General features: G+C 67.1%; 23 protein-coding genes and 1 tRNA gene. 13 read left to right on the top strand and 11 right to left on the bottom strand.

Going from position 1 to position 22463, the window contains the following annotated elements; all coding sequences use genetic code 11:
* Window positions 1-37 precede the first annotated feature (37 nt).
* Window positions 38-187 carry a hypothetical protein gene (locus LJ754_RS05345; RefSeq protein WP_227912167.1) on the bottom strand — a complete coding sequence of 50 codons (150 nt, stop codon included), beginning with the start codon at window positions 185-187 and terminating at the stop codon, window positions 38-40.
* Window positions 188-352: 165 nt separating this feature from the next.
* On the bottom strand, window positions 353-865 hold the full coding sequence (locus LJ754_RS05340; RefSeq protein ID WP_227925850.1) for a CarD family transcriptional regulator: 513 nt from the start codon (window positions 863-865) through the stop codon (window positions 353-355).
* A gap of 424 nt (window positions 866-1289) precedes the next feature.
* On the opposite strand from LJ754_RS05340, the gene LJ754_RS05335 reads away from it, so the two are divergent.
* The gene (locus LJ754_RS05335; RefSeq protein WP_227925849.1) at window positions 1290-1784 is read left to right on the top strand and encodes an FBP domain-containing protein; all 495 of its coding nucleotides are present in this window, start codon (window positions 1290-1292) and stop codon (window positions 1782-1784) included.
* 48 nt (window positions 1785-1832) lie between these two features.
* Here LJ754_RS05335 and LJ754_RS05330 read toward each other — a convergent pair whose 3' ends face one another.
* On the bottom strand, window positions 1833-2420 hold the full coding sequence (locus tag LJ754_RS05330) for a TetR/AcrR family transcriptional regulator (RefSeq protein WP_227925848.1): 588 nt from the start codon (window positions 2418-2420) through the stop codon (window positions 1833-1835).
* A 58-nt stretch (window positions 2421-2478) separates the two neighbouring features.
* Here LJ754_RS05330 and LJ754_RS05325 point away from each other — a divergent pair, with 58 nt between their 5' ends.
* The gene (locus LJ754_RS05325; protein WP_227925847.1) at window positions 2479-3654 is read left to right on the top strand and encodes an MFS transporter; all 1176 of its coding nucleotides are present in this window, start codon (window positions 2479-2481) and stop codon (window positions 3652-3654) included.
* Here the strand turns inward: LJ754_RS05325 and LJ754_RS05320 are convergent.
* Entirely contained in the window at window positions 3651-4490 is an 840-nt protein-coding gene (locus LJ754_RS05320; protein ID WP_227925846.1) for a formate/nitrite transporter family protein, read from the bottom strand. The two genes, LJ754_RS05325 and LJ754_RS05320, sit on opposite strands and share 4 nt — an antisense overlap.
* A 177-nt stretch (window positions 4491-4667) precedes the next feature.
* Here LJ754_RS05320 and LJ754_RS05315 point away from each other — a divergent pair, with 177 nt between their 5' ends.
* From LJ754_RS05315 to LJ754_RS05295, 5 genes are all read left to right on the top strand, one after another.
* Entirely contained in the window at window positions 4668-5414 is a 747-nt protein-coding gene (locus LJ754_RS05315) for a response regulator transcription factor (RefSeq protein WP_227925845.1), read from the top strand.
* Window positions 5411-6970, top strand: a complete 1560-nt coding sequence (locus tag LJ754_RS05310; protein WP_227925844.1) for a HAMP domain-containing sensor histidine kinase — start codon at window positions 5411-5413, stop codon at window positions 6968-6970. The genes LJ754_RS05315 and LJ754_RS05310 overlap by 4 nt, the downstream gene beginning before the upstream one ends.
* A 119-nt stretch (window positions 6971-7089) precedes the next feature.
* Window positions 7090-7812 carry a DUF4956 domain-containing protein gene (locus LJ754_RS05305; RefSeq protein WP_227925843.1) on the top strand — a complete coding sequence of 241 codons (723 nt, stop codon included), beginning with the start codon at window positions 7090-7092 and terminating at the stop codon, window positions 7810-7812.
* Window positions 7809-8618 carry a polyphosphate polymerase domain-containing protein gene (locus LJ754_RS05300; RefSeq protein ID WP_331461509.1) on the top strand — a complete coding sequence of 270 codons (810 nt, stop codon included), beginning with the start codon at window positions 7809-7811 and terminating at the stop codon, window positions 8616-8618. The genes LJ754_RS05305 and LJ754_RS05300 overlap by 4 nt, the downstream gene beginning before the upstream one ends.
* A gap of 10 nt (window positions 8619-8628) precedes the next feature.
* Window positions 8629-10269 carry a carbohydrate-binding domain-containing protein gene (locus LJ754_RS05295; RefSeq protein ID WP_227925842.1) on the top strand — a complete coding sequence of 547 codons (1641 nt, stop codon included), beginning with the start codon at window positions 8629-8631 and terminating at the stop codon, window positions 10267-10269.
* A gap of 30 nt (window positions 10270-10299) precedes the next feature.
* Here LJ754_RS05295 and LJ754_RS05290 read toward each other — a convergent pair whose 3' ends face one another.
* Window positions 10300-10827: a GNAT family N-acetyltransferase gene (locus tag LJ754_RS05290; protein WP_227925841.1), complete on the bottom strand. Its 528-nt coding sequence runs from the start codon at window positions 10825-10827 to the stop codon at window positions 10300-10302.
* 127 nt (window positions 10828-10954) lie between these two features.
* Between LJ754_RS05290 and LJ754_RS05285 the strand changes: the two genes are divergently transcribed.
* The 5 genes from LJ754_RS05285 (at window position 10955) to LJ754_RS05265 (ending at window position 15358) form a co-directional block, all read left to right on the top strand.
* Entirely contained in the window at window positions 10955-12241 is a 1287-nt protein-coding gene (locus tag LJ754_RS05285) for a sensor histidine kinase (RefSeq protein ID WP_227925840.1), read from the top strand.
* A complete protein-coding gene (locus tag LJ754_RS05280; protein WP_227912155.1) occupies window positions 12234-12929 on the top strand; it encodes a response regulator in 696 nt (231 codons plus the stop codon). The genes LJ754_RS05285 and LJ754_RS05280 overlap by 8 nt, the downstream gene beginning before the upstream one ends.
* A gap of 41 nt (window positions 12930-12970) precedes the next feature.
* Window positions 12971-13783: a DUF1295 domain-containing protein gene (locus tag LJ754_RS05275; protein ID WP_227925839.1), complete on the top strand. Its 813-nt coding sequence runs from the start codon at window positions 12971-12973 to the stop codon at window positions 13781-13783.
* 110 nt (window positions 13784-13893) lie between these two features.
* Window positions 13894-14628, top strand: a complete 735-nt coding sequence (locus tag LJ754_RS05270) for a glucose 1-dehydrogenase (RefSeq protein WP_227925838.1) — start codon at window positions 13894-13896, stop codon at window positions 14626-14628.
* A 100-nt stretch (window positions 14629-14728) separates the two neighbouring features.
* Complete coding sequence (locus LJ754_RS05265) at window positions 14729-15358, top strand: TetR/AcrR family transcriptional regulator (RefSeq protein WP_227925837.1); 630 nt, start codon at window positions 14729-14731, stop codon at window positions 15356-15358.
* 59 nt (window positions 15359-15417) lie between these two features.
* On the opposite strand, the gene LJ754_RS05260 is transcribed toward LJ754_RS05265, so the two are convergent.
* The 6 genes from LJ754_RS05260 to LJ754_RS05235 all read right to left on the bottom strand — a co-directional run bounded on the left by LJ754_RS05260 (window position 15418) and on the right by LJ754_RS05235 (window position 21391).
* On the bottom strand, window positions 15418-16575 hold the full coding sequence (locus LJ754_RS05260) for an alpha-hydroxy-acid oxidizing protein (RefSeq protein WP_227925836.1): 1158 nt from the start codon (window positions 16573-16575) through the stop codon (window positions 15418-15420).
* Between the two features lie 64 nt (window positions 16576-16639).
* The gene (locus tag LJ754_RS05255; RefSeq protein ID WP_227925835.1) at window positions 16640-17287 is read right to left on the bottom strand and encodes a GNAT family N-acetyltransferase; all 648 of its coding nucleotides are present in this window, start codon (window positions 17285-17287) and stop codon (window positions 16640-16642) included.
* 52 nt (window positions 17288-17339) lie between these two features.
* The gene (locus LJ754_RS05250) at window positions 17340-19418 is read right to left on the bottom strand and encodes a xanthine dehydrogenase family protein molybdopterin-binding subunit (RefSeq protein ID WP_227925834.1); all 2079 of its coding nucleotides are present in this window, start codon (window positions 19416-19418) and stop codon (window positions 17340-17342) included.
* Window positions 19415-20494, bottom strand: a complete 1080-nt coding sequence (locus tag LJ754_RS05245; RefSeq protein ID WP_227925833.1) for an FAD binding domain-containing protein — start codon at window positions 20492-20494, stop codon at window positions 19415-19417. The genes LJ754_RS05250 and LJ754_RS05245 overlap by 4 nt, the downstream gene beginning before the upstream one ends.
* Window positions 20491-21111 (bottom strand): 2Fe-2S iron-sulfur cluster-binding protein, encoded by a 621-nt coding sequence (locus LJ754_RS05240; protein WP_227912147.1) that lies wholly within the window; start codon window positions 21109-21111, stop codon window positions 20491-20493. Before LJ754_RS05240 ends, LJ754_RS05245 begins: the two co-directional genes overlap by 4 nt.
* 203 nt (window positions 21112-21314) lie before the next feature.
* Window positions 21315-21391 (bottom strand) — tRNA-Met (locus LJ754_RS05235).
* Between the two features lie 93 nt (window positions 21392-21484).
* On the opposite strand from LJ754_RS05235, the gene LJ754_RS05230 reads away from it, so the two are divergent.
* Window positions 21485-22360, top strand: coding sequence for a metal-dependent hydrolase (locus tag LJ754_RS05230; RefSeq protein ID WP_227925832.1), 876 nt, complete (start codon window positions 21485-21487; stop codon window positions 22358-22360).
* Window positions 22361-22463 lie beyond the last annotated feature (103 nt).

The following is a 22463-nucleotide window of genomic DNA, read 5'->3' as shown; positions in this document are numbered from 1 at the left end:
AGCCGGAGCCGGAGCCGGGGCGGGGGCGGGAAGTGGACTACCGCCGGCCCTGCCCGTAGCTGGGCTCGCGGTTGGTGGAACCGGCCACGCGGTGCTGGCGCACCAGGCAGAACGGATCATAGATCTCGATCCCCAGCCGGCCGGTGCCGGGCATGGGCTGGCAGAAGCAGGTGCAGGGAAAGTTCACGGCCGCCTTTCCGGGTCCCTGAAGGCGCAGGACCCTCGAAGATCTTCTGGTGACTCCGGACGTGTCCCGTGGGGACGGAATCCGTCCTACTTTCCTTGATACAACCAAGGTGCGGCCCGTGCCAAAACGGGCCCGGCGCTGGAAACCGGCGCCGGGCCGCGCCGCCTAGCTGTTGGCCAGCTCTGCCTCGCCGGCAGCTTCCATCAGCACCGAGTCCAGCATCTCTCCGGCTTCTTCAGCGGACGCCGAACGGGCCAGGGCCAGCTCCGAAACCAGCAGCTGCCTGGCTTTGAGGAGCATCCGCTTTTCGCCGGTGGACAGCGGGTGCGTCCGCTCCCGGCACCAGAGGTCGCGCACCACTTCAGCGATCAGGTGCAGTTCGCCGGTGGCCATTTTGCCCTCATTGGCCTTGAAACGGCGGGACCAGTTGTCCGGTTCCATCCCGGCCGGTCCGCGCAGCACGGTGAACACGGCCTGCACGCCGGCGTCGTCAATGACGCTGCGCACGCCAACGTCTTCGGCATTGTCCGAAGGTAGCTTGATGGTGAGTTCGGTGGCGTGCACGCGGAAGGTCAGCGTTTCGCGTTCAATCCCCTTGACGGTCATGGGGGAGATGTCGGTAACGGTGACGGCTCCGTGGTGCGGGTACACCAGCGTCTGCCCAACGGTGAAATTCAAAATGACGTCCCTCTGTTCAGGTGGTTCCGAGTTCAGGTGGTTCCGAGATGCGCGGGCTCCCAAAGACCGAGAAACCAGCCGAGCCACCACTGGTGGCGGCCTGACGGACGGGCAATAGAGAAGGAGTCGTATTCCAGGCGAGGAGGTGCATAACTGCGGGGAAGGGTTGACTTTCAGCCGTACCGCTCCCGTTTTGTGCCCTCACGCTGTGCCGCTAGCTTATCCCCCCTGCGCAAGTCCCCGGCATCGGCCCGCCGCCGCCGGTTGCTAGGATGGCGGCGTGACCAACATGATGTGCGCGCGCTCTGCCGCCGCGGAAGGGCAGGTGGGCCCCGGGCCCTGCACTGCGTCCTCCGCTGCCCGCTGCCCCTGACGCGCCCCCGCGGCGCGCCTTTCCCAACCGCCGAAAGTGCTGCCGAACATCATGGAACCCCTGTCTGAAACGACCATCCGCAAATCCTTCATCAACGCCACCCGCTCCGAGGTGGCTGCCATGAACCTGCCCATCGGGTTCGCGAACATCAATTGGGAGATCCTCGACCAGCTGGGCTGGCGGGACCACAAAATGCCCCAGCGCGCCTATCTGGTGCTGCCCTTGGACGGAAAGCCGGTGGGAGTGCTGCTGCGCGCACCGGAACTGAGCGCCCCGAAGAACCGGCGGGTGCTGTGCGCCCTCTGCCAAGATGTGTTCTCGGAGGAGGAAGTCTTCCTCTACGTGGCACGCCGGGCCGGCCAGCGGGGCCGGGACGGCAACACCGTGGGCACCCTCATCCATGCTGACTTCACATGTTCGGTCAACGTGCGGGCAGACGTTGCGCCCACGCCCATCCATCCGGATCCGGATGCGGTGACCGCAGAGCGGATCCAGGGACTGCGCGGACGCACTGAGCTGTTTGTGCGCAACATCCTGGCGAAGTAGCGCGTTTCCCCGGCTCATCCACCGCCTCCGCGGGGAGGGGCCGGGGGACTACTGCCCCGGCAATTCCCGGTCCAGGAGAATCCAAGCAGCTGTGCGCGCCCGGGCTGCCGGAGCTGCGGGCGTCCCGCGCAGCAGGCTGCTGAGGACTCCGTTGTATAGCAGCAGGAGCAGTTCCGCGACCCGCTCCGGGTCCTGGCAGCGGGCTTCGCGTGCCAGGTCCGTAAGCCGGCGGGTAACCAGGCGGGTGTCTTCAGCTACAAGGTCGAAGACGGGATCACTTGCCCCCTCCGCGGGCACAGGCCGCTCGGAAGCCGTGGCGAGGAAGCAGCACCACTGTGTGGGGCCGGCCGCGGCACGGAACGTGTCCACGGCGTCGAAGATTGCCACCAGGCGCTCCCTCGGGGATTGGGCCGCGGCTACGGCTGCATCCCAGTGGGAGGTCCAGGACTCAAGCCGGCGGGAAAGGACGGCGTGGAGCAGGTTGTCCTTGGCTCCGAAGTGCTTGTAGAGGGTCACTACGGATACCCCTGCCGCCGCCGCCACGGAGTCAACCCCCGTGGTGGCAATGCCGTCGGAAAAGAACAGTCCTTCGGCGGCGTCGAGGATACGGTCCCGGGTGGGCTGGGGGAGAGGCATACCGCTAGTGTAACGTTCGTTTCAGTGAAACGAACGTTTAACTGGCGATGGAGGCAATGTGCAGCAGGCGGGGATTCGTGTGCAGGGCGGCGCGGGAGCAGGCGTGGCGGCGGCCGGAATGCTGTTGATTGCCGCCACCTATGGCATGGCCCGTTTCGGTGTGGGGCTGTTCGCCCCGGCGTTGTCAGCGTCCCGGCCGCAGCTCGTTGATGTGCTGGGTTGGGCCGCCGCTGCCCAGTTCACTTCCTATTCGCTGGCGGCCTTGGCTGCCGCCCGGCTGGTGGACCGCTATCCGCGGACGGGCTTGGTGTTGGCCGGCGCCACCGCAACTGCGGGCTGCCTGGGGGTGGCAGTGGCCACGGACCCGATGATGTTCATCCTTGCGGTTCTCGTGGGAGGGCTGGGAGGCGGTTTCGCCTCCCCAGCCCTCGTTCCGGTGATTGACGCGTTGGTGAAGCCCGAGGCGGCGGCCACGGCCCAGTCCGTTGCCAACGCCGGCACAGCAGTGGGCGTGATCGGGGCGGGTGTGGTTGTGTTCGCCGTTCCATCCGTAGGTGCCGCCTGGGTGCTGATGGCCCTGATCTGCGCAGGATCCGCCGCGGCCGCGCTGTACCCGGTGCGCTCGCGCAACGCTTTGGCAGCCCGGCCAGGTAGCCAAACCGCACGGCAGGAGGAGACCTCCGGGCCGCTGGCCTGGCGGGCGTTGCTGCTCCCGGCGGCCGCCGCCCTGGTGGTGGGCGCGGGGTCCTCCCTGACCTGGACTTTCGGCCCGCTGCTGGTCACTGGGGCCGGCGCCGTCTCCGGCGGTCAGGTTGGTTGGTTATGGATTGCCCTGGGCGCCGGCGGGCTCCTGGGAACCTTCACCGGCCATCTGGTGAAACGCATCGGGCTGCACAGCGGGTGGTGTGCCTGTGCCGGGTTGCTGGCTCTGGCCACCGCCGCCGTGGGTCTCTCCGTTGCCACGGCCAACACCGTGGCGGCCTACGCCGGCATGGCGGTTTTCGGGGCAGGCTACATGGCAATGTCGGCCGTACTGATCCTGTGGGCCCGGTCCGCGTGGCCGCAGGACGCCGGGGCCGGCACCTCGGTGCTGTTTATCGCGCTGGCCACCGGGCAGGCGCTGGGGTCCGCCGCCATTGGCGCCGCAGACTGGAGCCCCGTTGCCCTGGCGGCAGCAGCTACCGCGTTTTGTGCCGCCGGCGGCACAGCCGCACTGGTACGCAAGCGCAGCTAGGCGTCCCGGTGGGCGGCGTCGGGGTCCTCCGGCGCGTCGCGGCGGCGCTGTGCCAGCAGCTCCTTGGTGCGCACCAGGCGCAGGGCGGTCACCAGCACCAGGCCGCCCACCATGTTGAACAGCAGTGTGTAACCGAACCAGCCCAGCCACTGCAGGTAGGTGATTTCCGCCCCGGACTGGAGGGCACCGAAAATCAACAGTGAATCCAGGATGGAATGGAACAGCTGCAGGCCGGCCAGCAGGAATCCACCGATAACCGTGGCGACAATCTTCGCAGGATCCGAAGACGTGCCTTGCTGCATCCGGCTCATCAAGGTGATGGTGCTGCCGCCCAGAATCGCCAGGGCCACGGTTTGGAGTGAAAACGGTGCTTCGGTGAAGTGCTTTGCCGATTCGGCTACGGTGGGCGCCCACTGGGGAAAGGCCTGCATCACAATCCACATAAAGACCCAGCCCCCGGCCAGGTTCGCCACCAGCGTGCCGGCCCAGAGCTTGGCGAGCTGCTTGACGCTGCCTTCCTTGGCCGCAACAGCAGCCACCGGCATCAGGAAGTTTTCGGTGAAGAGCTCGCTGTGCGCCAGGAAAAGAGCAATAAGGCCCACACTGAAGGCAATGCCGGCCAACAGGTGGTCACCCGTTTCATGCATCACGGCCAGGTATGCCATCACTCCGAGGCCTACCTCGAGGCCGCCGAACACCCCGGTGATCAGGATGGTGCGGAAGGTGCGGTGCAGGCGCTCGGCACCTTCCGTCACAGTGTTCTCGAATGACTCCTGGAGTTCGTCCTCCACGGGCGCCTCGGAGGAGCCGATTTCCCTGCGACGTTCCTCGCTCATATATGTCCTCTCCGGTGCCGGCCTGTCCTTAGACCATAAGCCTACTGATGAAGTGTTGCGTATTCAGCACAGGTGGCGCACAGTTTCGGCACAGGTTTGGTTCATGCCGTCCCTGCACAATGGTGGTCAGGCCGAAATCCGGGCCCTTCAAGGCACCTGAATCAAAGGACTCAACCCATGGCAGAGCCTTCCACACAGTCCCCCGCGGGCAATCTACCGCGTCTGGCGCATCCGGACGGCAGTCCCATCCGGGCGCTGGTGGTGGACGACGAGACGAGCCTGGCGGAGCTGGTGGGCATGGGCCTGCGCATGCTGGGCTGGACCGTGCTGACGGCGCCGGACGGGCACCGGGCCGTTGCGGCCGCCCGCGAGTTCCGCCCGGATGTCCTGGTGCTGGACGTGATGATGCCGGGACTGGACGGGCTTGCGGCCCTGCAGAAGATCCGCTCGTTTTCCCCCGACGTTCCGGCCCTGTTCCTCACCGCCAAGGATGCCGTTGAAGACCGCATCTCCGGTCTGGCCGCCGGTGGGGATGACTATGTCACCAAGCCGTTCAGCATGGAGGAACTGATGCTCCGCCTGCACCGGTTGGTGCAGCGCTCGGGGGTGGCGGCGTCGGACTCCGCCGAACTGGTGGTCGGTGACCTGGTGCTGAATCTGGAGACGCGGGAAGTCTCGCGCGGCGGGGAGGACATCTCCCTGACCAATACCCAATGGGAACTGCTGCGGTACCTTATGGAGAACCCGAAGCGGGTCCTGAGCAAAGCCCAGATCCTGGCCAACGTCTGGAATTACGATTTCGGGGGCCAGGCCAACATTGTGGAACTGTACATTTCCTACCTGCGCAAAAAGATCGATGTTGGCCGCCCGCCCATGATCCATACCGTGCGCGGCGCGGGGTATGTCCTTAAGCCGGCCGCGTGAGCACATCCGGTGCCCGGTCCGGGAAGGCGCGGGTCCTGCGCAGCCATCCCCTGCGCACCAAGCTCATCCTCGCCACCCTGGCGCTCCTGACTGCCATCTGCGCGGCCATCGGCGTGTTCAGCCATTTGGTCATGAGCCAGTACCTCACATCGGTGCTCGACGACGGGTTGGAGCGGTCCGCAGGCCGGGCGGGATTCCGTCCCGGGCTTCCCCTCGGTGACGCCCAGCTGCCGGAGGACCCGGGCACTGAGGCGCCCGCTCCGGACGGTGCCGGCACCGCCACTGAGGAGCCCTTCCCGGACGGCGCCGGTCCGATGCGCCCCGGTGCCTTGAATGCCCTGTTTGTGGACGGGGAGCCGCGCCGGCCGACGCTGGTGCTCGAGGACGGAGTTGCCGAGCTGCTGAAAGAGGAGGACTTGGAAAAACTAGCCGCGGTCAACCCGGACGAGGGACCCGAGGACCTCGCCCTGTCGGCCGGCGACTACCGGGTGGATGCTTTTTCCGCGCCATCCGGGTCACCTATGGGCAACGCCGTACTGGTGACGGGCTTTTCCACGGCCCAGCGGGACAGCACCCTGGCTTCCCTGAACATCACCATGGTCGTGCTGTCCCTCGCGGGCCTGCTCGTGACCGGTGTGGCCGGAACCGTGATTATCCGGCGCTCACTGCGCCCCCTGGACCAGCTCGCCGCCGTCGCCACTTCAGTGTCAAAACTGCCGTTGGCCTCAGGCGAGGTGGAAATACCGGTTCGGGTGCCACCGTCGGCCGCCGGGCCCGGATCCGAAGTGGGCACAGTGGGACTTGCGCTGAACGGCATGATTGACCACGTCACGCAGGCGCTGCGGGCCAGGCAGGCCAGCGAAATGAAGGTGCGCCAGTTTGTTGCCGATGCCAGCCACGAGCTCCGCACGCCGCTGACCTCCATCCGGGGCTACACGGAACTGGTCCTGCTCGGTGAAGAGGTCAGCGCGTCCGGCAGGTCGGCCCTGGAACGGGTGGACAGCGAGTCCAAACGCATGTCGGTGCTGGTGGAAAATCTGTTGCTGCTGGCCCGGCTGGATGAAGGCCAGCGCGGCGAGCGTTCCGACGTCGACCTCACGGAGCTGGTGGTCGAAGCCACCAGTGACGCGCAAGTGTCGGCACCGGAGGACCAGTGGACCCTTCAGCTGCCGGACGAGCCGGTCATCGTTGACGCCGTCGAGTCCGAGCTGCGGCAGGTGCTGATCAACCTGCTCTCGAATGCGCACAAGCACACACCGCCCGGAACCCGGGTGGAGATCGTGTTGCAGGCGGACGCGGGGAAGGCGACGGTCACCGTGACCGACAACGGCCAGGGCATTGATCCCGAATTCATGGATTCGCTTTTCTCCCGGTTCAGCAAGGCTGATTCCGCCCGCACCGGAACCGGCGGCTCCGGGAGCAGCGGCCTGGGCCTGGCCATTGTGCAGGCGCTCGTGGCCGCCAACGGGGGGACCATCAACGTCGAAAGCAGGCCCGGACACACCCAGTTCACGGTGGACTTCCCCTTGCCTGGAAGCGGCGGCAGCAGCGCCTGAGCCCCCGCCGGGCGGCCCGTTCCAGGCTCAAATGTGCAGCGCAGGCCCGGCACAGCTTCGGCAAAGCCTGGCGGGGCACAGTGGAAGGTGAACCCGCGCCACCGTTTGGAGAGCAATACGTGAACCTTCTGATCCTTATCGCCGCTGACCTCGCAGCCATTGCCGTGCTGACCTTTGGCCTCTACCTGCGCAGGCACCGCCGCCGCGACCTTGTGGTCTCCTACGTTGGAATGAACGTGGGAGTCTTTGCAGTCGCGACCATGCTTGCCGGCTCCACTGCAGGCATAGGACTGGGACTGGGACTGTTCGGTGTGTTGTCCATCATCCGGCTGCGGTCCACGGAACTGGCCCAGCATGAGGTGGCCTATTACTTCTCGGCGCTGGCCATCGGCCTCATCGCCGGGCTGGGCTCGGAGCCGCTCTGGCTGCCCCTGGCACTGCTCGCCCTCATCCTGGGGGTCATGGCGGCCGTGGACCATTCCCGGGTCCTGTCCGCCTACCGGCACCAGAACGTTGTCCTGGACCAGGGCATCGCCGATGAAGCACTGCTTTACCGGCGGCTGGCCGAAGTGCTGGGTGCCCGGATTCACTCCGCCACGGTCCTGGAGCTGGACCTCGTTAATGACCGGACTATCGTGGAGGTCCGGTACGAGGCCGGCCGTCGGTCCGCCGGCACCGGGGAAGTCGCCCCCCGGCACACCGCGGCGCTGCAGGAGGCCGGGCTGCCGGGCGAACCGCCAGCGGGCACCGTCACCGCCGCCGCGGCAGTGCCGGCAACATCGCCGGCGTCTGTGCCCTCCGGTGCTGCGGTTTCCTCCGGAGCTGTCCCGGCGGTCTCGTGAATACTGCAGCAATCCTGACGGAGAGCCTGCGCAGCCGGTCCCCGGTCTCCCTCGAGGAGATGAACGCCTCAGCTGCGCTGCAGACCCGTGTTGACCGCAAGTATGTTCTCGGCGGCCAGCAGGCGGCCGAGGTCCTGCGGGCCCTGCCGGCCAGGTTCCATGTGCTCCAGATGCTGGGCCGGCGGGCGTTCACCTATGAATCCGTCTACTTCGACACCTCGGGACTGGACAGTTACCTGCTGGCGGCGCACGGCCGGCGCAGGCGGTACAAAATCCGCACCCGCACCTATGTCGACAGCGGGCTCAGCTTCCTTGAAGTGAAGACCGAAGGGGCCCGCTCGGCCACCGTCAAGGACCGGGTCCCTTATTCTCCCGGAGACCGCCACAGGATCACACCCGCCGGCCGTGCCTACATTTCCGAAACGCTGCAGGCGGCCATTGGCGCCGTGCCCGCCGGGCCGCTGCTGCCGGTCATTGAAACCGGTTATGACCGCATCACCTTGTTCTTTCCCGATTCCTGCAGCCGGGCCACCGTGGATCTGGGTGTCACTTGGCGGCGTCCCGACGGCACGGCCCGGGTTCTGGACGGCGCCGTCATCCTGGAAACGAAATCCGGGCGCACCGCCGGCCCATTGGACCGCGATCTGTGGGCCCGCGGCATCCGTGCCTGCCGCATCTCAAAGTTCGCCACCGGGATGGCTGCCCTGGATCCATCACTGCCGGCCAACCGATGGCACCGCACCCTCACCCGCGCCATGACCCTGCAGCCGCTGCCGGATCCCGCCCAACCCGCTTCCCGAATGTAAAAGGACACACATGCACCGCCGTTCCGTCACCACTTCAGTGGCAGCCTTTGCCCTGGTCACTTTCCTAGCCGGCTGCTCCGGTTCCGTGCCGGCAGGCTCTGATGCCACCGCAGCCGCGGAAGCGGCACCGTCAGCCTTCGGCCCCACAGTAAGCGCTGGGGATATTGCCGAAGAGACCCACTATGACGACGACGACCTCATCTGGGATGCCGCGGATGAGGTTCCGGTGGCGCTCGGTGGCGCCGAGGCGCGAAGCGGCGTGGAGGTGGACGGAGGCACGGTCACCCTCGCCGCGGCAGGTACCTACCGGTTGTCCGGCTCGCTCGCGGACGGGCAGGTGGTGGTTGCCGCCGGGAAGGAAGACCTGGTCCGCGTCATCCTCGACGGCGTTGACCTAACCAGCAGCTCCGGCTCGCCATTTGTCATCACCTCCGCCAACGAGGTGATGGTGTACCTGGAAGACGGCACCAGCAACACTCTGCGTGACGCTGCTACCTATGCGGACACCGCCGATGATGCACCCGATGCCGCGCTGTATTCCATGGAGGACCTGACCATTGCCGGTAGGGGCACTCTGGCTGTGGAGGGCAATGCCGCGGACGGCATCGTGTCCAAGGACGGCCTGGTCCTTGCCGGCGGCGGCGTCACGGTCAACGCCGCGGGCAACGGCATCAAGGGCAAGGACTACGTGGTGCTGGCAGGCGGCCGCTACGCCGTCACGGCCGCCGGCGACGGCGTGAAGTCCACCAACGACGAAGACGCGGACCGGGGCTGGTTCAGCATTTACGGCGGCGAGCTGGCGGTCTCCTCGGGAGACGACGGGGTCAAGGCCGAAACCCTGCTCACCGTCAACGGCGGGGCCGTCACGGTGTCGGAGTCCGCAGAGGGCATGGAAGCGGCGCACATCGCCATCAACGGCGGCAGCGTTGACGTTACGGCCAGCGACGACGGCATCAACGCCGCGGGCGGCAGCAGCGCAAGCGCAGAAACCGGAGGCGGAGACGTAGGCGGCGGTGTTGCCGGGCCGGCCGGCGGCGAAGGGTCCATGCCGGAACCGCCGGCAACGCCTGAAGGCGGCATGGCGCCCGGCCCGGTGCCGCCGTCCGGAGAATTTCCGGCGGAAGGCCCTCTGGGCCCCGGCGGCGGCGAGATGGAAGTGGGGGACTACTCCATCGTCATCACCGGCGGCACGGTTACCGCAAACGCCGACGGCGACGGCCTGGATTCGAACGGAACGGCCACCATCAGCGGCGGAACCGTGGTGGTGCACGGACCCACCAGCAACGGTAACGGGGCCCTGGATGTGAACGGCAGCCTCACCGTGGACGGCGGGACGCTCCTGGCCGGGGGAAGTGCCGGCATGGCCCAGGCGCCTTCCGATACGTCGTCACAGTCCGGGGTGCAGTTCACCTTTGGTTCCACCGTGGCCGCGGAAACCCTGATCAGGATTGCGGCTGCCGACGGCACGGTGGTGGCATCTTTCACTGCGCTGAAGGACACGGCCAGCGTTATTTACTCCGCGGCGGATATCAGCGCCGGTGCTGCCTACACGGCCTACACCGGCGGGACTGAGGGCACTCTGGACGGAGCGGAGGACGCCGGCACAGCAACCGGCGGCGAGTATTCTCCTGGTTTCGCTCCGGGCTTCTGAGGCAGGGGAGGTACCCGGAGCGGAGCAGCGCTACGCCGGGTCGATCCAGTACCGGCGAGTGCCTTCCCGGCTGTCCTCGTAAACGCCGCCGTTCTTCTCGATAACGGCCCGGGAACCGGCGTTGTCCTCGGCACAGGTGACCAGCACGGGTGAGATGCCCAGCCCGCGGGCCACCGGCAGGGCATCATGCAGGGCGCGGGTTGCGTGGCCCTGCCGCCGGGCCGAGGGACGGATGCTGTAGCCGATGTGGCCGCCCAGCTCGAAGAGGAAGTCATTCAAGATGTGCCGGATGGCGAGGGAACCGAGGAATTCCTCACCTTCCACCAGCCAGAGGTAGGTGCAGGCGACGAATTCCGGCGGACGGGGTGTTTCCGGCAGCCGGTCTGCCACCAGCCCGTCGACGAAGGCCGCAAAATCCCCGGAAATTTCCGTGCGGACGCGCTCGAGCCGGTTCTCGCCGTACACACCGGAACCGTCCATGTTCTCGCCGCCGAATTCTTCGGCGGCGGCCAGCCAGCTGTTCCGGAAACGGGCATCGGGAGTAATCAGGGTTGCCATTGGGGGATTCTATGACGGTGTAATTCGATAAAGCGAAACCATCCAAATGGACAGGATTCCCAGCCGCCGGGATGAAAGACTGCGTTTTCAACCGAAAGTCGTTTGGGGGCGGGATAGCTTCGGTGCCATGACTCAATTGCTGAATTACACGCGTATCTGGGGTGCCCCAGCGGCTGCCGCAGTATTTTTGGTGCTCTGGATCATCGGGGAGGCAGGCCGGATGGGTGGCGATTTCGCCACCTGGGGCGGGGCATTCCCGCTGCTGGCCTTTACCTTGGCCATCGGGCTTGCGTCACGGGTGGCGTACGCCGCGCTCCTCATCCCCGTTCTGGTCCTCGCCGCGCAGTTCCTCAGGGCTGTGCCGCCATTGGAGCCCAATAGCTGGCCCATTTACCTCGGTTCGGGGATTGTGCTCTTTTTCGTGGCGCTGTCGGGTGGCAAATGGCCGCGGGTGGCAGGAATTGCGGCAGCGCCTTTCCTTGCCGGTGCCATGTCATATCTGATGCTGAACAGAAGTTACTCGGGCGGTGTCGGCTGGCTGCCGGTTTACGGGGCCTCTTGGTACACGATGCGGGATTTCTGGATACTTTATTCCTCGTTCCTGCTGGTGATTTTCGCTGCGGCCTGGCTTGCCGGCCATGCCCTGCGCAGCTGGGAAGAGCGCCGGACCCTGTCCGCCGAACGGACTGCAGCAGTGGACAGCCTGAAGGCCACCGAAGTGGACCTGATCGTGGAACAGGAGCGGACCCGTATTTCCCGCGACCTGCACGACGTGCTGGCGCACTCCCTGGCTGTCATCGCCGCGCAGGCCGACGGTTCGCGCTACCTGGGGAAGAACCAGCCCCAGCCGGTGCTGGACGCTTTGGAGAACATTGCCTCCTCTGCGCGCCGCGCCCTGACCGATGCCCAGCGGGTGATTGAAGGGGTGGGCGACGGCGGTTCCGCGTTGCCCCAGCCCCGGCTGGCGGATATTGACGAACTTCTCGAGCAGCAGGGCAACAGCCTGCAGGTGGAACGCACCGAGTCCGGGTCGCCGGTGGACCTGCCCGAGGGGCAGCAGCTGGCGGTGTTCCGGATTGTGCAGGAATCCCTCACCAACGCCCTGCGCCACGGCGGATCCGGAACGCGCGTTACGGTGCACCTGGACTGGAGTGGTCCAGGGCTTTCCCTGCAGATCGCCTCCTATCCCGGCCGCGCGGCGTCGTCGGCCGGGAGCGACTCAAGCGCGACGACGGCCGGCACCGGTCGCGGTATTGCCGGCATGCGCGAACGTGCCCACCTGGCCGGCGGCTGGCTCACGGCCGGCCCGGACGGGGAAAGCTTCCGGGTGAGCGCGTTCCTGCCCTACGGATTGGCGCTGAGCGCACCGGGCGCTGAGATTTATGCCGCGGAACTGGTAGGCGCAGATGAGTGAACCGGGCGGAGGTGCTGCGGAGGAACCGATCCGCGTGGCCCTGGTGGATGACCAGCCGCTGTTCCGTGCGGGAATCCAGATGCTGGTGCGCTCGCAGCCCGACCTCGCCTACTGCGGCGGCGCCGGTGACGGGATGGAAGCAGTGGAACTGGCTGAAACAGCCCGTCCGGACGTGATGCTGATGGATCTGCGGATGCCGGTGGTGGACGGGATTACTGCCACCCGGCGGATCATGGCTGACGCCGACGCAGCCGGCCGGGACCGGCCCAAGGTGATTGCACTGACCACCTTCAACCGGGACCAGGCAGTGGTGGAAGTGATCCGCGCCGGCGCCAGCGGTTACCTGCTCAAAAGCGCCGAACCGGAGTTCCTGCTCTCGGCCATCCGCACGGTGTATGCAGGCTATTCAGTAGTGGCGCCGGGTTCCGCACATGACCTGTTTGCGCACCTGACCCGCAGCGCTGACCCGCCGGAACCGGACCTGGCAGCCATCGCCGAGCTGTCGGCGCGGGAGAAGGACGTGTTTGTGCTGGTGGCCAAAGGCCTCAGCAACGCGGACATAGCCGCCAGTGTGTTCCTCTCCGAGGCCACGGTCAAAACGCACATTCGCCGCATTCTGGACCGGCTGGGCCTGGCCACCCGGATCCAGCTGGTGGCGTTCGCCTACGAGCACCGGCTCATGGGCTGAAGGGCTCCCGCCAAGGGCAGCGCCCTGCGTATCCTCCTCCTATGGACCCGGTACGCGTCTGTCTCTGGATTTTCGCCGCCAGCACCGCCGGCACGTGGCTGCTGTCCCTGGCCACGCGGGAATACTCGTGGACAGACCGTATTTGGTCGCTGACCCCGGTGGCCTATGTGTGGGTGTTTGCCGCGGCATCCGGTGCAGCCGCCCGTGTGGTGCTGATGGCGGCGCTGGTGACCCTGTGGGGCGCCCGGCTGACCTTCAACTACGCCCGCAAGGGCGGGTATGCCCCGGGCGGAGAGGACTACCGCTGGGGCATCCTTCGCCGCCGGCTGCGGCCCTGGCAGTTCCAGCTGTTCAACCTGGGGTTCATCAGCATCTACCAGAACCTCATCATCTGGCTGATGACCCTTCCGATCCTTACCGTCTACCGGCACCCCGGGCCGCTCACCGGGTGGGACGGGGTGCTGGCGGTGCTGTTCCTGGCCGCCCTCGCGGGGGAGACCATCGCGGACCAGCAGCAGTGGAATTTCCAGCAATGGAAAAAAGCCCGGCGCGCCGCCGGACAGGAATCGGGCCCCGGCTTTCTGCAGACCGGCCTGTTCCGCTTCTCCCGGCATCCCAATTTTTTCTTTGAACAGGCCCAGTGGTGGCTCTTCTACGGTTTTGCCGTTGCCGCCGCGGGTTCCTGGCTGCACTGGACCCTGGCCGGTCCGCTTCTGTTGAGCGCGCTGTTCGCCGGTTCCACCGCCTTCACCGAGAGCATCTCCCGCGCCCGCTACCCTGCCTACGCCGGATACCAGCAGCGGACCTCGGCGCTGGTTCCGCTGCCGCCCCGCGGCCCCCGCCCGGCCGTTTGAGGCATCCAACCCCGGCTGTACTGTCAGTCACATTCGTCTCATTCGGGAATGCAAATTTCTTCTACAGGTGTTGAATAAGGCAGGATTGAAACACTTAGAAGGAGAAAGACATGGGACGCGTAAGCGGCAAAGTAGCCCTCATCAGCGGAGGGGCCCGCGGCATGGGCGCCTCGCACGCACGCCTGCTGGTGGCTGAGGGTGCCAAGGTCGTTATCGGCGACATCCTCGACGAGGATGGCCGGAAGACGGCCGAAGAGCTTGGTGACGCCGCCCGCTACGTGCACCTGGATGTCACCAACGCTGCCGACTGGGACGCCGCGGTAAACACCGCCGTCACCGAATTCGGCGGACTGGACGTGCTGGTCAACAACGCCGGGATCGCCAACTTCGGGCACATCGAGGATTACAGCTTCGAGCAGTGGAACACCATTGTGAACATCAACCTCAACGGCGTGTTCCTTGGCATCAAGTCCGCCATCCCGGCACTGAAGGAATCCGCGGGCGGATCCATCATCAACATCTCCTCCACAGCGGGCCTGCAGGGCTTCGTGGAGCTGCCGGGTTACACCGCCACCAAGTACGCGGTGCGCGGCCTGAGCAAGTCTGCTGCTCTGGACCTTGGCAAGTACGGCATCCGCGTGAACTCGGTGCACCCGGGCGTCATCAAGACGCCCATGACGGAAGGCATGGAGAACCCCATGAACCACGTCGCCCTGCACCGCATGGGCGAGGCGCAGGAGGTCTCCCGGATGGTCCTGTTCCTGGCCAGCGACGATTCCAGCTTCTCCTCCGGGGCGGAATTCGTGGTTGACGGCGGCGAGACCGCAGGACTGGCCAACTACTAGGCCTGCTCCACAACAAAAGCTTGCGGCGTCCCCCAGCGCCGCGGCATCGAAGGGTCCTGCTTTGGCAGGGCCCTTCGGTGTATCTGCGAAGATTAATTTCATGCCAGCACCGGAAGACCCCAAGCCGCTACGGCGGCACTCCCCGGAAGAACCCCGGACTGCCCGCACCCGCGAAGCGCTTGAAGCAGGCCTCTGGGAGCTGCTCCGGGAGCATGAACTGGCAGACATCAGCGTGTCGGCGCTCTGCCGCCAGGCAGGGGTGCACCGCACCACGTTCTACGGCCATTACCGGAACATTTTCGACTTTGCCGCCTCCGTATACGCCGGCGTGGTGGACCGGCTGGGCACCGTGGACCTGGACCAGCGCGGGACCGGGCGGACTGTCGCGGAGATCGGGGACCTTTACGTAGAGTCCATCCGGCAGATCCTGCGGCACACCAAGGATGAGCAGCGCGTCTACCGGGCCCTGTTCCATACGGAGACGTTCCTGGGCGTCCTCGTCGAGGACCTGCGGTTGCGGATTCTCCTGGCACTGCACGTCTGGCAGGCGCACGAGGTGTTGCCGGACATCAATCTGGAGGCCACGGCGGGATTTTTGGGCGGCGCCTACGCCTCCTGGTTTGAGCAGTGGGTCATCAGCGACGACGACGACGCCGAAGCCTGGCTGGCCTCCCTGCGGAACCTGCTGCCTTCCTGGTGGCCGCGGGACGGTTTCCCGCAGGCGGGTTAGCCCCGCCCGCGGTAACTGCCATCGGCACCGTCCCGGCGGCCAGCAGCTGCACCGGCCCCCTAGGCCCGGTGCAGGGCTCCCCTCAGCGAGGCGAGGTCCGGGTAGCCGTTGACGGCCATGGTGAGGTCCGCCTCAGCCAGCAGGCTGCGCATCACATGCGTTACCCCGGCCTGTCCGCCCACGGCCAGCCCGTACACGTACGGCCGGCCGATCCCCACGGCGGTGGCCCCCAGGGACAGTGCACGCAGGGCGTCCACCCCGGAACGCACCCCTGAATCGAACAGCACCGGGGCGCCGTCGGCCGCTTCCACCACGCCGGGCAGGCAGTCGATGGCGGGGATGCCGCCGTTGGCCTGGCGGCCGCCGTGGTTGGAGCAGTAGATGCCGTCCATCCCGCCGTCCAGGGCGCGCCGGGTGTCCTCCGGGGAGCAGATGCCCTTGAGCAGGATCGGCAGCTTGGTCAGGGAGCGGAACCACGCCAGGTCCTCCCAGGTCATGGTGGGATTTCCGAACAGGGATGCCCACAGCATCACGGCGGCGGCGGGATCGGCGGAGCCCTGCTCGGCCAGCAGCTTCCGGAAGCGGTCGTCCGTGAGGTAGTTGGCCAGGCACTGGCCGGAGAGCATCGGCAGGTAGGCGGCGCTGAGGTCGCGCGGACGCCAGCCGTTGACCCAGGTGTCCAGGGTGATCACGATGCCCGTGTAACCGGCTGCTTCGGCGCGGTGCACCAGGCTCTCGGCCAGTTCCCGGTCTGCGGGCGGGTAGAGCTGGAAGAATCCGGGTGTTTCACCGGCCGCTGCGCGGACCTGTTCCAGCGGTGCGGAGGCGAGGGTGGAAGCCACCATCGGTATGCCCAGCTCGGACGACGACGCCGCGGTGGCCAGGTCGCCGTCGTCGGCCACTGCGCCCAGCACGCCCACGGGCGCGAAGAACAAGGGTGAGGGCAGATGATGCCCGAACAGGTCGATGCCCAGGTCCCGCTGTGCCGCGCCCACGAGCATCCGGGGCATGATGCCCAACCGCTCGAAGGCTGCAACATTGGCCCGCTGGGTGTGTTCATCGCCGGCGCCGCCGGCCACGTAGCCCAGGACCCGCGGATCCATGACGGTCTGCGCCAGTTCCTCCGTGGCGGCAAAGCCCATCGGCAGCCCGGGAAGTGTTCCCCGTGCTCCGTTCATGTAAATGCCCAGCTGATAGTCGCCGAAGTTAGCGCTCACGATTGTTGTCCCCGTTTCATCTCATTCGCGGCGCCGTCGCCGGAATGCTCCTGTGGCGGAAATGCTACTCCCGGGCGCTCTTGGCAGCGGCGCGACCCGCTGGGCCGGCGAACCGGTCCAGCCTTTGTTCGAGCCCCGCCCGGACCTGCGGCCATTCCTCCGCAAGGAGCGAATACACGGCCGTATCCCGCCAGCTGCCGTCGGCGCGGCGCCGGTCCCGGCGGCGGATGCCTTCGAACGCCGCGCCGATCCCGCTGATGGCGGCCCGGGACCGCTCGTTGCGGGCGTCCGCCTGAATGGTGATGCGGCCTAATCCGGCCGCGAAGGCATGTCCCAGCAGCAGGAGCTTGGTCTCTGGGTTCACGGCGGTGCCCCAGACGGAAGGCGAATAGGCAGTCCATCCCAGTTGGGCCGATTCCGTGTGCAGCTCCAGATCGGCCAGGCTGCTGGTGCCCACCACCGTGCCGGCGTCCGTCCCGGCCAGAAGGCGGACCGCAAAGGGCAGTTCATTCCACCGGTAATACGTCCGCGCCCACTCGGTGAACCCGTCTAAATCCTCGCGGAGCCCCGCCGGGCCGCCGCCGTAGCCGCCGGCAAACACCTCGGGCACCGCAATGGCCCGGTACAGCTGGGGCAGCAGGTCAGCGGTCAACGGTTCAAGCCGGACAAACCGGCCCGCGAGGACGGCGGGAAGGGGACGCACGGCAGTCATGGGCGCCAGTTTGGCACACCGCAGGCCGGCTGCGGCGCCACGCACCGCTTCGTTACGCCAGGAACTTGTCAGGTGTCAGGGGCAGGTCCCGCACCCGGACGCCGGAGGCGTTGTAGGCGGCGTTGGCGATGGCCGCCGCGCTGCCCACAATCCCGATTTCCCCGATGCCCCGGGCGCCCAGCGGGCCGGCGTGCTCGTCGTCGTCCTCAATCCACAGGGCCTCCATGTCCAGCACGTCCGCGTTGGTGGGGATGTGGTATTCGGCCAGGTCGTGGTTGACGAAGATGCCGAACCGCGGGTCCATGACGCCCGCCTCGTGCAGCGCCATGCCCAGGCCCATGGTCATGGCGCCGAGGAACTGGGACCGGGCCGTGCGGGGGTTGATGATCCGTCCGGCGGAGAAAACCCCGAGCATCCGGGGCACCCGGATTTCCCCCGTATCGGCATTGATGCGCACCTCGGCGAAATGCGCGCCGAAGGAGTAGAGGGCGAACTCCTGTGCTTCGGCGTCTTCGGGCGGCTGCGCTTCGGTGGCGGCGCCGGAGGAGGGGTGCTCGCCGTGGTCCGCCCGGAATGCGCGGGCGGCGGCGATGATTGTGCCGCCCCAGCTGGCCGTGCCGGAGGACCCGCCGGCCACGCTGGCGACCGGGAAACGGGTGTCGCCGATTCCAAGGCGGATCCGGTTCACCGGCACCCGCAGCGCGTCGGCGGCTATTTGCGTCAGCGCCGTCCAGGATCCGGTGCCGATGTCCGCAGCGCCTATCTGCACGGAGTAGATCCCGTCCTGCTCATAGCCGATCCGGGCGGTGTTGGACGGCTGGCGCATAAAGGGATAAACGGCGCTGGCGGTGCCCATGCCCACCAGCCAGCCGTCCTCCTGCACGGACCGGGGCCGGGTGACCCGCCGGTCCCAGCCGAACCGTTCCGCGCCCAGCTCGAAGCACTCCAGCAGATGCCGGCTGGACCAGGGTTTGCCGGTTTCCGGGTCGGTGTCCGGTTCATTGCGCCGGCGCAGTTCAATCGGGTCCAGTCCCGCTGCGGCCGCGAGTTCGTCCATGGCCACTTCGGGACCGAACATTCCGGGGCACTCGCCGGGAGCCCGCATCCAGGACGGCACCGGGATATCCAGCGGCGCCAGGCGGGTGGTGGTGCGCCGGTTGGGGGCGGCGTACATCATCCGGAACGGGGCAGGGGTCTGCTCGGCGAATTCCTTGATCCGGGAGGTGTGTTCCACGATGTCCAGGGACATGGAGGTGAGCCGGCCGTCGTCGGCGGCGCCAAGCCGGATGTGCTGGATGCTGGGGGTGCGATGGCTGGTCAGTGAATACATCTGCTGGCGGCTGACCGGGAATTTCACCGCCCGCCCGTCCGTGCACTGCGCGGCCAGGGCGGCCATCACCACGTGTACGTGCGGCATCCCCTTGGACCCGAAGCCGCCGCCCACGTGCGGGGCGATCACCCGCACCTGGCCTTCGTCAAGGCCCAGGACCTGCGCCAGGGTGCCCTTCACCGTATGCACCCCTTGGGTGGAGTCCCAGAGGGTCAGGGTAGCGCCGTCCCACTGCGCCACGGTGACGTGCGGTTCCAGCGGATTGTTGTGTTCGGGCGGGGTGGAATAGGTTTGGTCGATCTTCAGGGCTGCCGTGTCGAAGGCGGACTCCGCGTTGCCTTGGCTGCTGTCCGTGGGCGTGCCGGCGTTGAGTTCCTCAGGCGCGTAGAGCGCCGGGTCATCAGCGCGCAGCTGGGCGGAAAACGGCTCCGCTGCGTACGTCACCTTCACGGAGTCGGCCGCCTGCCGCGCGGTTTCCGGGGTTTCCGCCAGGACAGCGGCCACGATCTGCCCGCGGTAGCCCACGCGGGTGTCCTGCAGGACGGCCAGTTCGCGGTCAGAGGTGTCCGCCAGACGAGGCGCTGTTTCAGCGGTGAGCACGGTCAGGACCCCGTCCAGCGCCTCTGCTTCGGCGGTGTCCACACGCTCCACCCGGCCGCGTGCAATGGTGGAGAGGACGGGGTACAGGTGGACGGGGTTCTCTACCGGCTGCTCATACGCGTACGGGGCGGTACCGGTGACCTTGAGTTCGCCGTCGAGCCGTTCAAACGGCGTACCAATGGCGGAGGCGGGCATGGTCATGGGGTTTGCTCCTCCCAGCCGGCATCTTCCGGGCCGTCCGGACCTTCCGGATGGTCGGTTCCCGCAGCGCCCGCGTCCGGTGCGGGCAGCCCGGCCAGGTCCCGCAGGACGGCGGCCATGGTGTTGCGGACCATCGGTACCTTGAAGCCGTTCCCCCTCAGCGGCCGCGCCTGGGCCAGTTCGGCGTCCGCCGCGGCACGGAAGGCGGCGATCGTGGCGGGCGCCCCGCGCAGCACCGCCTCGGCCTGCAGCGCACGCCAGGGTTTGTGCGCCACCCCGCCCAGGGCAATGCGGACGTCGCGGATGACCGGTGGATCCGCTCCGTCGTCCTCCAGTTCCAGTGCCGCGGCCACGGAGACCAGGGCAAAGGCGTACGACGCGCGGTCCCGCACCTTGCGGTAGGCGGAGCGGGCGGGTGCCGGGGGCAGCTCGACGGCGGTGATCAGCTCTCCGTGCTCGAGCACGGTATCCCGTTGCGGCTCGTTGCCGGGCAGCCGGTGGAACTCGCTGAGCGGAAGAATCCTTTCCCCGGCCGGACCCAGGACCACCACCGAAGCGTCAAGGGCAGCGAGGGCCACAGCCATGTCGGAAGGATGGGTGGCTATGCACTCCTCGGACGCGCCGAGGATGGCGTGGTAGCGGGTGTAGCCGTCGACGGCGGAGCATCCGGTGCCGGGTTCGCGCTTGTTGCACGGTGTGGTGGGGTTTTGGAAGTACACGCAGCGGGTGCGCTGGAGCAGGTTTCCGCCGGTGGTGGCAAGGTTGCGCAGCTGCCCGGATGCGCCGGCAAGCAGTGCCTGGGCCAGGGCCGGATAGCGGCTGCGGACAAATGTGTTGGCCGCGAGGTCCGCGTTGCGGACATTCGTGCCGATCCGCACCCGTCCGTCCTCCTGCACGTCCACGGTGTTCAGCGGCAGCCGGCTGATGTCCACCAGCAGTGTCGGATCGGCAATGCCCAGCTTCATCCGGTCCACCAGGTTGGTGCCGCCGGCGAGGAAGGCGGCGTCCGGGTTGGCGCTGACCAGGGCGACGGCGGCGGCGGCGTCCTCCGCGCGGCGGTAGTCGAAGGGAATCATGACCGCTCCTCCCTGTGGGAGGGCATGGATTCCGCAGTGGGAGAATCCTCCACGGCGGGTTCCGCCGGATCGGGGACGCCGCCTCGCCGGGCGGCGGCTGCCTCCGCGGCCTGCTTTACTGCGGCCACGATGTTTACGTAGGCGCCGCAGCGGCAGAGGTTCCCGCTCATGCGCTCGCGGATCTCCGCGTCACTGAGCTCAATCCCGCCCTCGGCCTGCAGGTCTTCGGTGGCGGAGGAGGGGTGCCCGGCCGCGGCCTCTTCGATGATGCCTGCAGCTGAGCAGATCTGGCCGGGGGTGCAGTAGCCGCACTGGAACGCGTCCTGCTCCAGGAAGGCCCGCTGGACGGGGTGCAGACCGCCGTCGGGCGTACCGCCGGCCAGGCCCTCCGCAGTGACGATGTCAGCGCCCTCGTGGGCCACCGCCAAGGTGAGGCAGGAGTTGGCGCGGCGTCCGTCCAGCAGGACGGTGCAGGCCCCGCACTGGCCGTGGTCACAGCCTTTCTTGGGGCTGGTGACGCCCAGCAGGTTCCGCAACGCGTCCAGGACCGTGGTGCGTGTATCCACCGTCAAGGTGCGTGGTGTGCCGTCCACCAACAGGGTTATCCGGGCTTCCATAAGAGTGTGCCGCCTCTCCCGTTGACGGATCCTTTCTGCAACTTACCGGAAGGGGAGGGAATGGAACAACCAAAAGGCGCTGCCAACGGTGGGTGGACCGAGACCCCAGTGCCGGGGATCCGCTATCCCAGGGGGGCAGTCCACCCGCGGCTGGCCAAACACAAAAGATCCCGATCCGGGAATCCGGATCGGGATCTTTTTATTGGTTGCGGGGGCAAGATTTGAACTTGCGACCTCTGGGTTATGAGCCCAGCGAGCTACCGAACTGCTCCACCCCGCGGCGTGGTTATGACTTTACCGCACATTCTCCCTGCCGCGTAATCCTGTGCTCCTGTTCACATTTGCGGCCGGTCCGCTTCGGTAGGGTGGGCCGATGACTATGCCTACCGCTGATACCGCCGTCACCTACCCTGCAGGCGCCCTCACCGGCGCCGGAACGGTTCTGCACACCGAGACCCTCCCGGACGGGCGGCTGGCGGTCCTGGTGGATGCCACACCCGTGCATCCGGTGGATGCGGGATGGCCGGACCAGGGACCGGACCGGGCAACGCTGACGACGCCGGAGGGTACCGAGGTACCGGTGGCCGACTGCATTGTGGGCGCCACCGACGGCAGCACACTGTTCCTGGGGCGGGATATTCCGGTCCGGAAAGGCACGGAGGGGTGGGCTTTTACGGTGGTGCACATCCTGCCCGCCGGGACCGTCCTCGCCGAAGGCGCCGAGGTTCGGTTCCGGGTCGATGAAGGCTACCGGGCGGGGATCTCCGCCGGACATACCGCCTGCCACCTGGCGTCCCTGGCCCTGAAGCGGCAGCTGGCCCACGGGTGGAAGAAGGACGTCCAGCCCGACGCCGCGGGCAACCCGAACTTCGACGCGCTGGCTGTTGAAACCACTGCCATCAGGGAATTCGGCTCGCGGGACGTGTACCGGCTGGGGAAGTCGCTGCGCCGCAAAGGTTTCCAGTCTGAGGCTCTGCTGGCGGATCTGGCTGCCGTTGAGGCCGGCGTGAATGCGGCCCTTGCGGCGTGGACAGCGTCCGGAGCGAAGGTGCGCATTGACCGGGAATCGGAGCTGCTCACCGGAATGCGGCGCTGGGTATGCGAACTTCCCGACGGAACGGTCAGCATGCCTTGCGGCGGGACCCATCTGTCTTCCCTGGCGGACATATCGGGTATTACCGTCCGGCTGACTTCCGAAACGCTCGACGGCGCCGTCGAAGTGGTGATGAATACTTACGTTTCCGCGTAGCTGATTATTCTTTTCCTTTTTCCGGGTCCGGAGCCTTGCCCGGACGGGAGCTCTGGACGTAGTGTCACGGCCTACGCAGCGGTACCGATATCTCAAATGAGCA

Origin of the sequence: Arthrobacter sp. zg-Y40 (assembly GCF_020731535.1) — a bacterium.
Classification (GTDB): domain Bacteria; phylum Actinomycetota; class Actinomycetes; order Actinomycetales; family Micrococcaceae; genus Arthrobacter_B.
Note: the sequence above shows the minus strand (reverse complement) of the source record. Positions and strands in the feature narration are given on the sequence as shown.

Bases quoted from the DNA above. Each gene is read 5' to 3' on its own strand.
- LJ754_RS05335 (WP_227925849.1), top strand. From the start codon at position 1,290: ATGGAACCCCTGTCTGAAACGACCATCCGCAAATCCTTCATCAACGCC.
- LJ754_RS05330 (WP_227925848.1), bottom strand. From the start codon at position 2,420: ATGCCTCTCCCCCAGCCCACCCGGGACCGTATCCTCGACGCCGCCGAA.
- LJ754_RS05320 (WP_227925846.1), bottom strand. From the start codon at position 4,490: ATGAGCGAGGAACGTCGCAGGGAAATCGGCTCCTCCGAGGCGCCCGTG.
- LJ754_RS05315 (WP_227925845.1), top strand. From the start codon at position 4,668: ATGGCAGAGCCTTCCACACAGTCCCCCGCGGGCAATCTACCGCGTCTG.
- LJ754_RS05295 (WP_227925842.1), top strand. From the start codon at position 8,629: ATGCACCGCCGTTCCGTCACCACTTCAGTGGCAGCCTTTGCCCTGGTC.
- LJ754_RS05290 (WP_227925841.1), bottom strand. From the start codon at position 10,827: ATGGCAACCCTGATTACTCCCGATGCCCGTTTCCGGAACAGCTGGCTG.
- LJ754_RS05285 (WP_227925840.1), top strand. From the start codon at position 10,955: ATGACTCAATTGCTGAATTACACGCGTATCTGGGGTGCCCCAGCGGCT.
- LJ754_RS05280 (WP_227912155.1), top strand. From the start codon at position 12,234: ATGAGTGAACCGGGCGGAGGTGCTGCGGAGGAACCGATCCGCGTGGCC.
- LJ754_RS05275 (WP_227925839.1), top strand. From the start codon at position 12,971: ATGGACCCGGTACGCGTCTGTCTCTGGATTTTCGCCGCCAGCACCGCC.
- LJ754_RS05270 (WP_227925838.1), top strand. From the start codon at position 13,894: ATGGGACGCGTAAGCGGCAAAGTAGCCCTCATCAGCGGAGGGGCCCGC.
- LJ754_RS05265 (WP_227925837.1), top strand. From the start codon at position 14,729: ATGCCAGCACCGGAAGACCCCAAGCCGCTACGGCGGCACTCCCCGGAA.
- LJ754_RS05255 (WP_227925835.1), bottom strand. From the start codon at position 17,287: ATGACTGCCGTGCGTCCCCTTCCCGCCGTCCTCGCGGGCCGGTTTGTC.
- LJ754_RS05250 (WP_227925834.1), bottom strand. From the start codon at position 19,418: ATGACCATGCCCGCCTCCGCCATTGGTACGCCGTTTGAACGGCTCGAC.
- LJ754_RS05245 (WP_227925833.1), bottom strand. From the start codon at position 20,494: ATGATTCCCTTCGACTACCGCCGCGCGGAGGACGCCGCCGCCGCCGTC.
- LJ754_RS05240 (WP_227912147.1), bottom strand. From the start codon at position 21,111: ATGGAAGCCCGGATAACCCTGTTGGTGGACGGCACACCACGCACCTTG.
- LJ754_RS05230 (WP_227925832.1), top strand. From the start codon at position 21,485: ATGACTATGCCTACCGCTGATACCGCCGTCACCTACCCTGCAGGCGCC.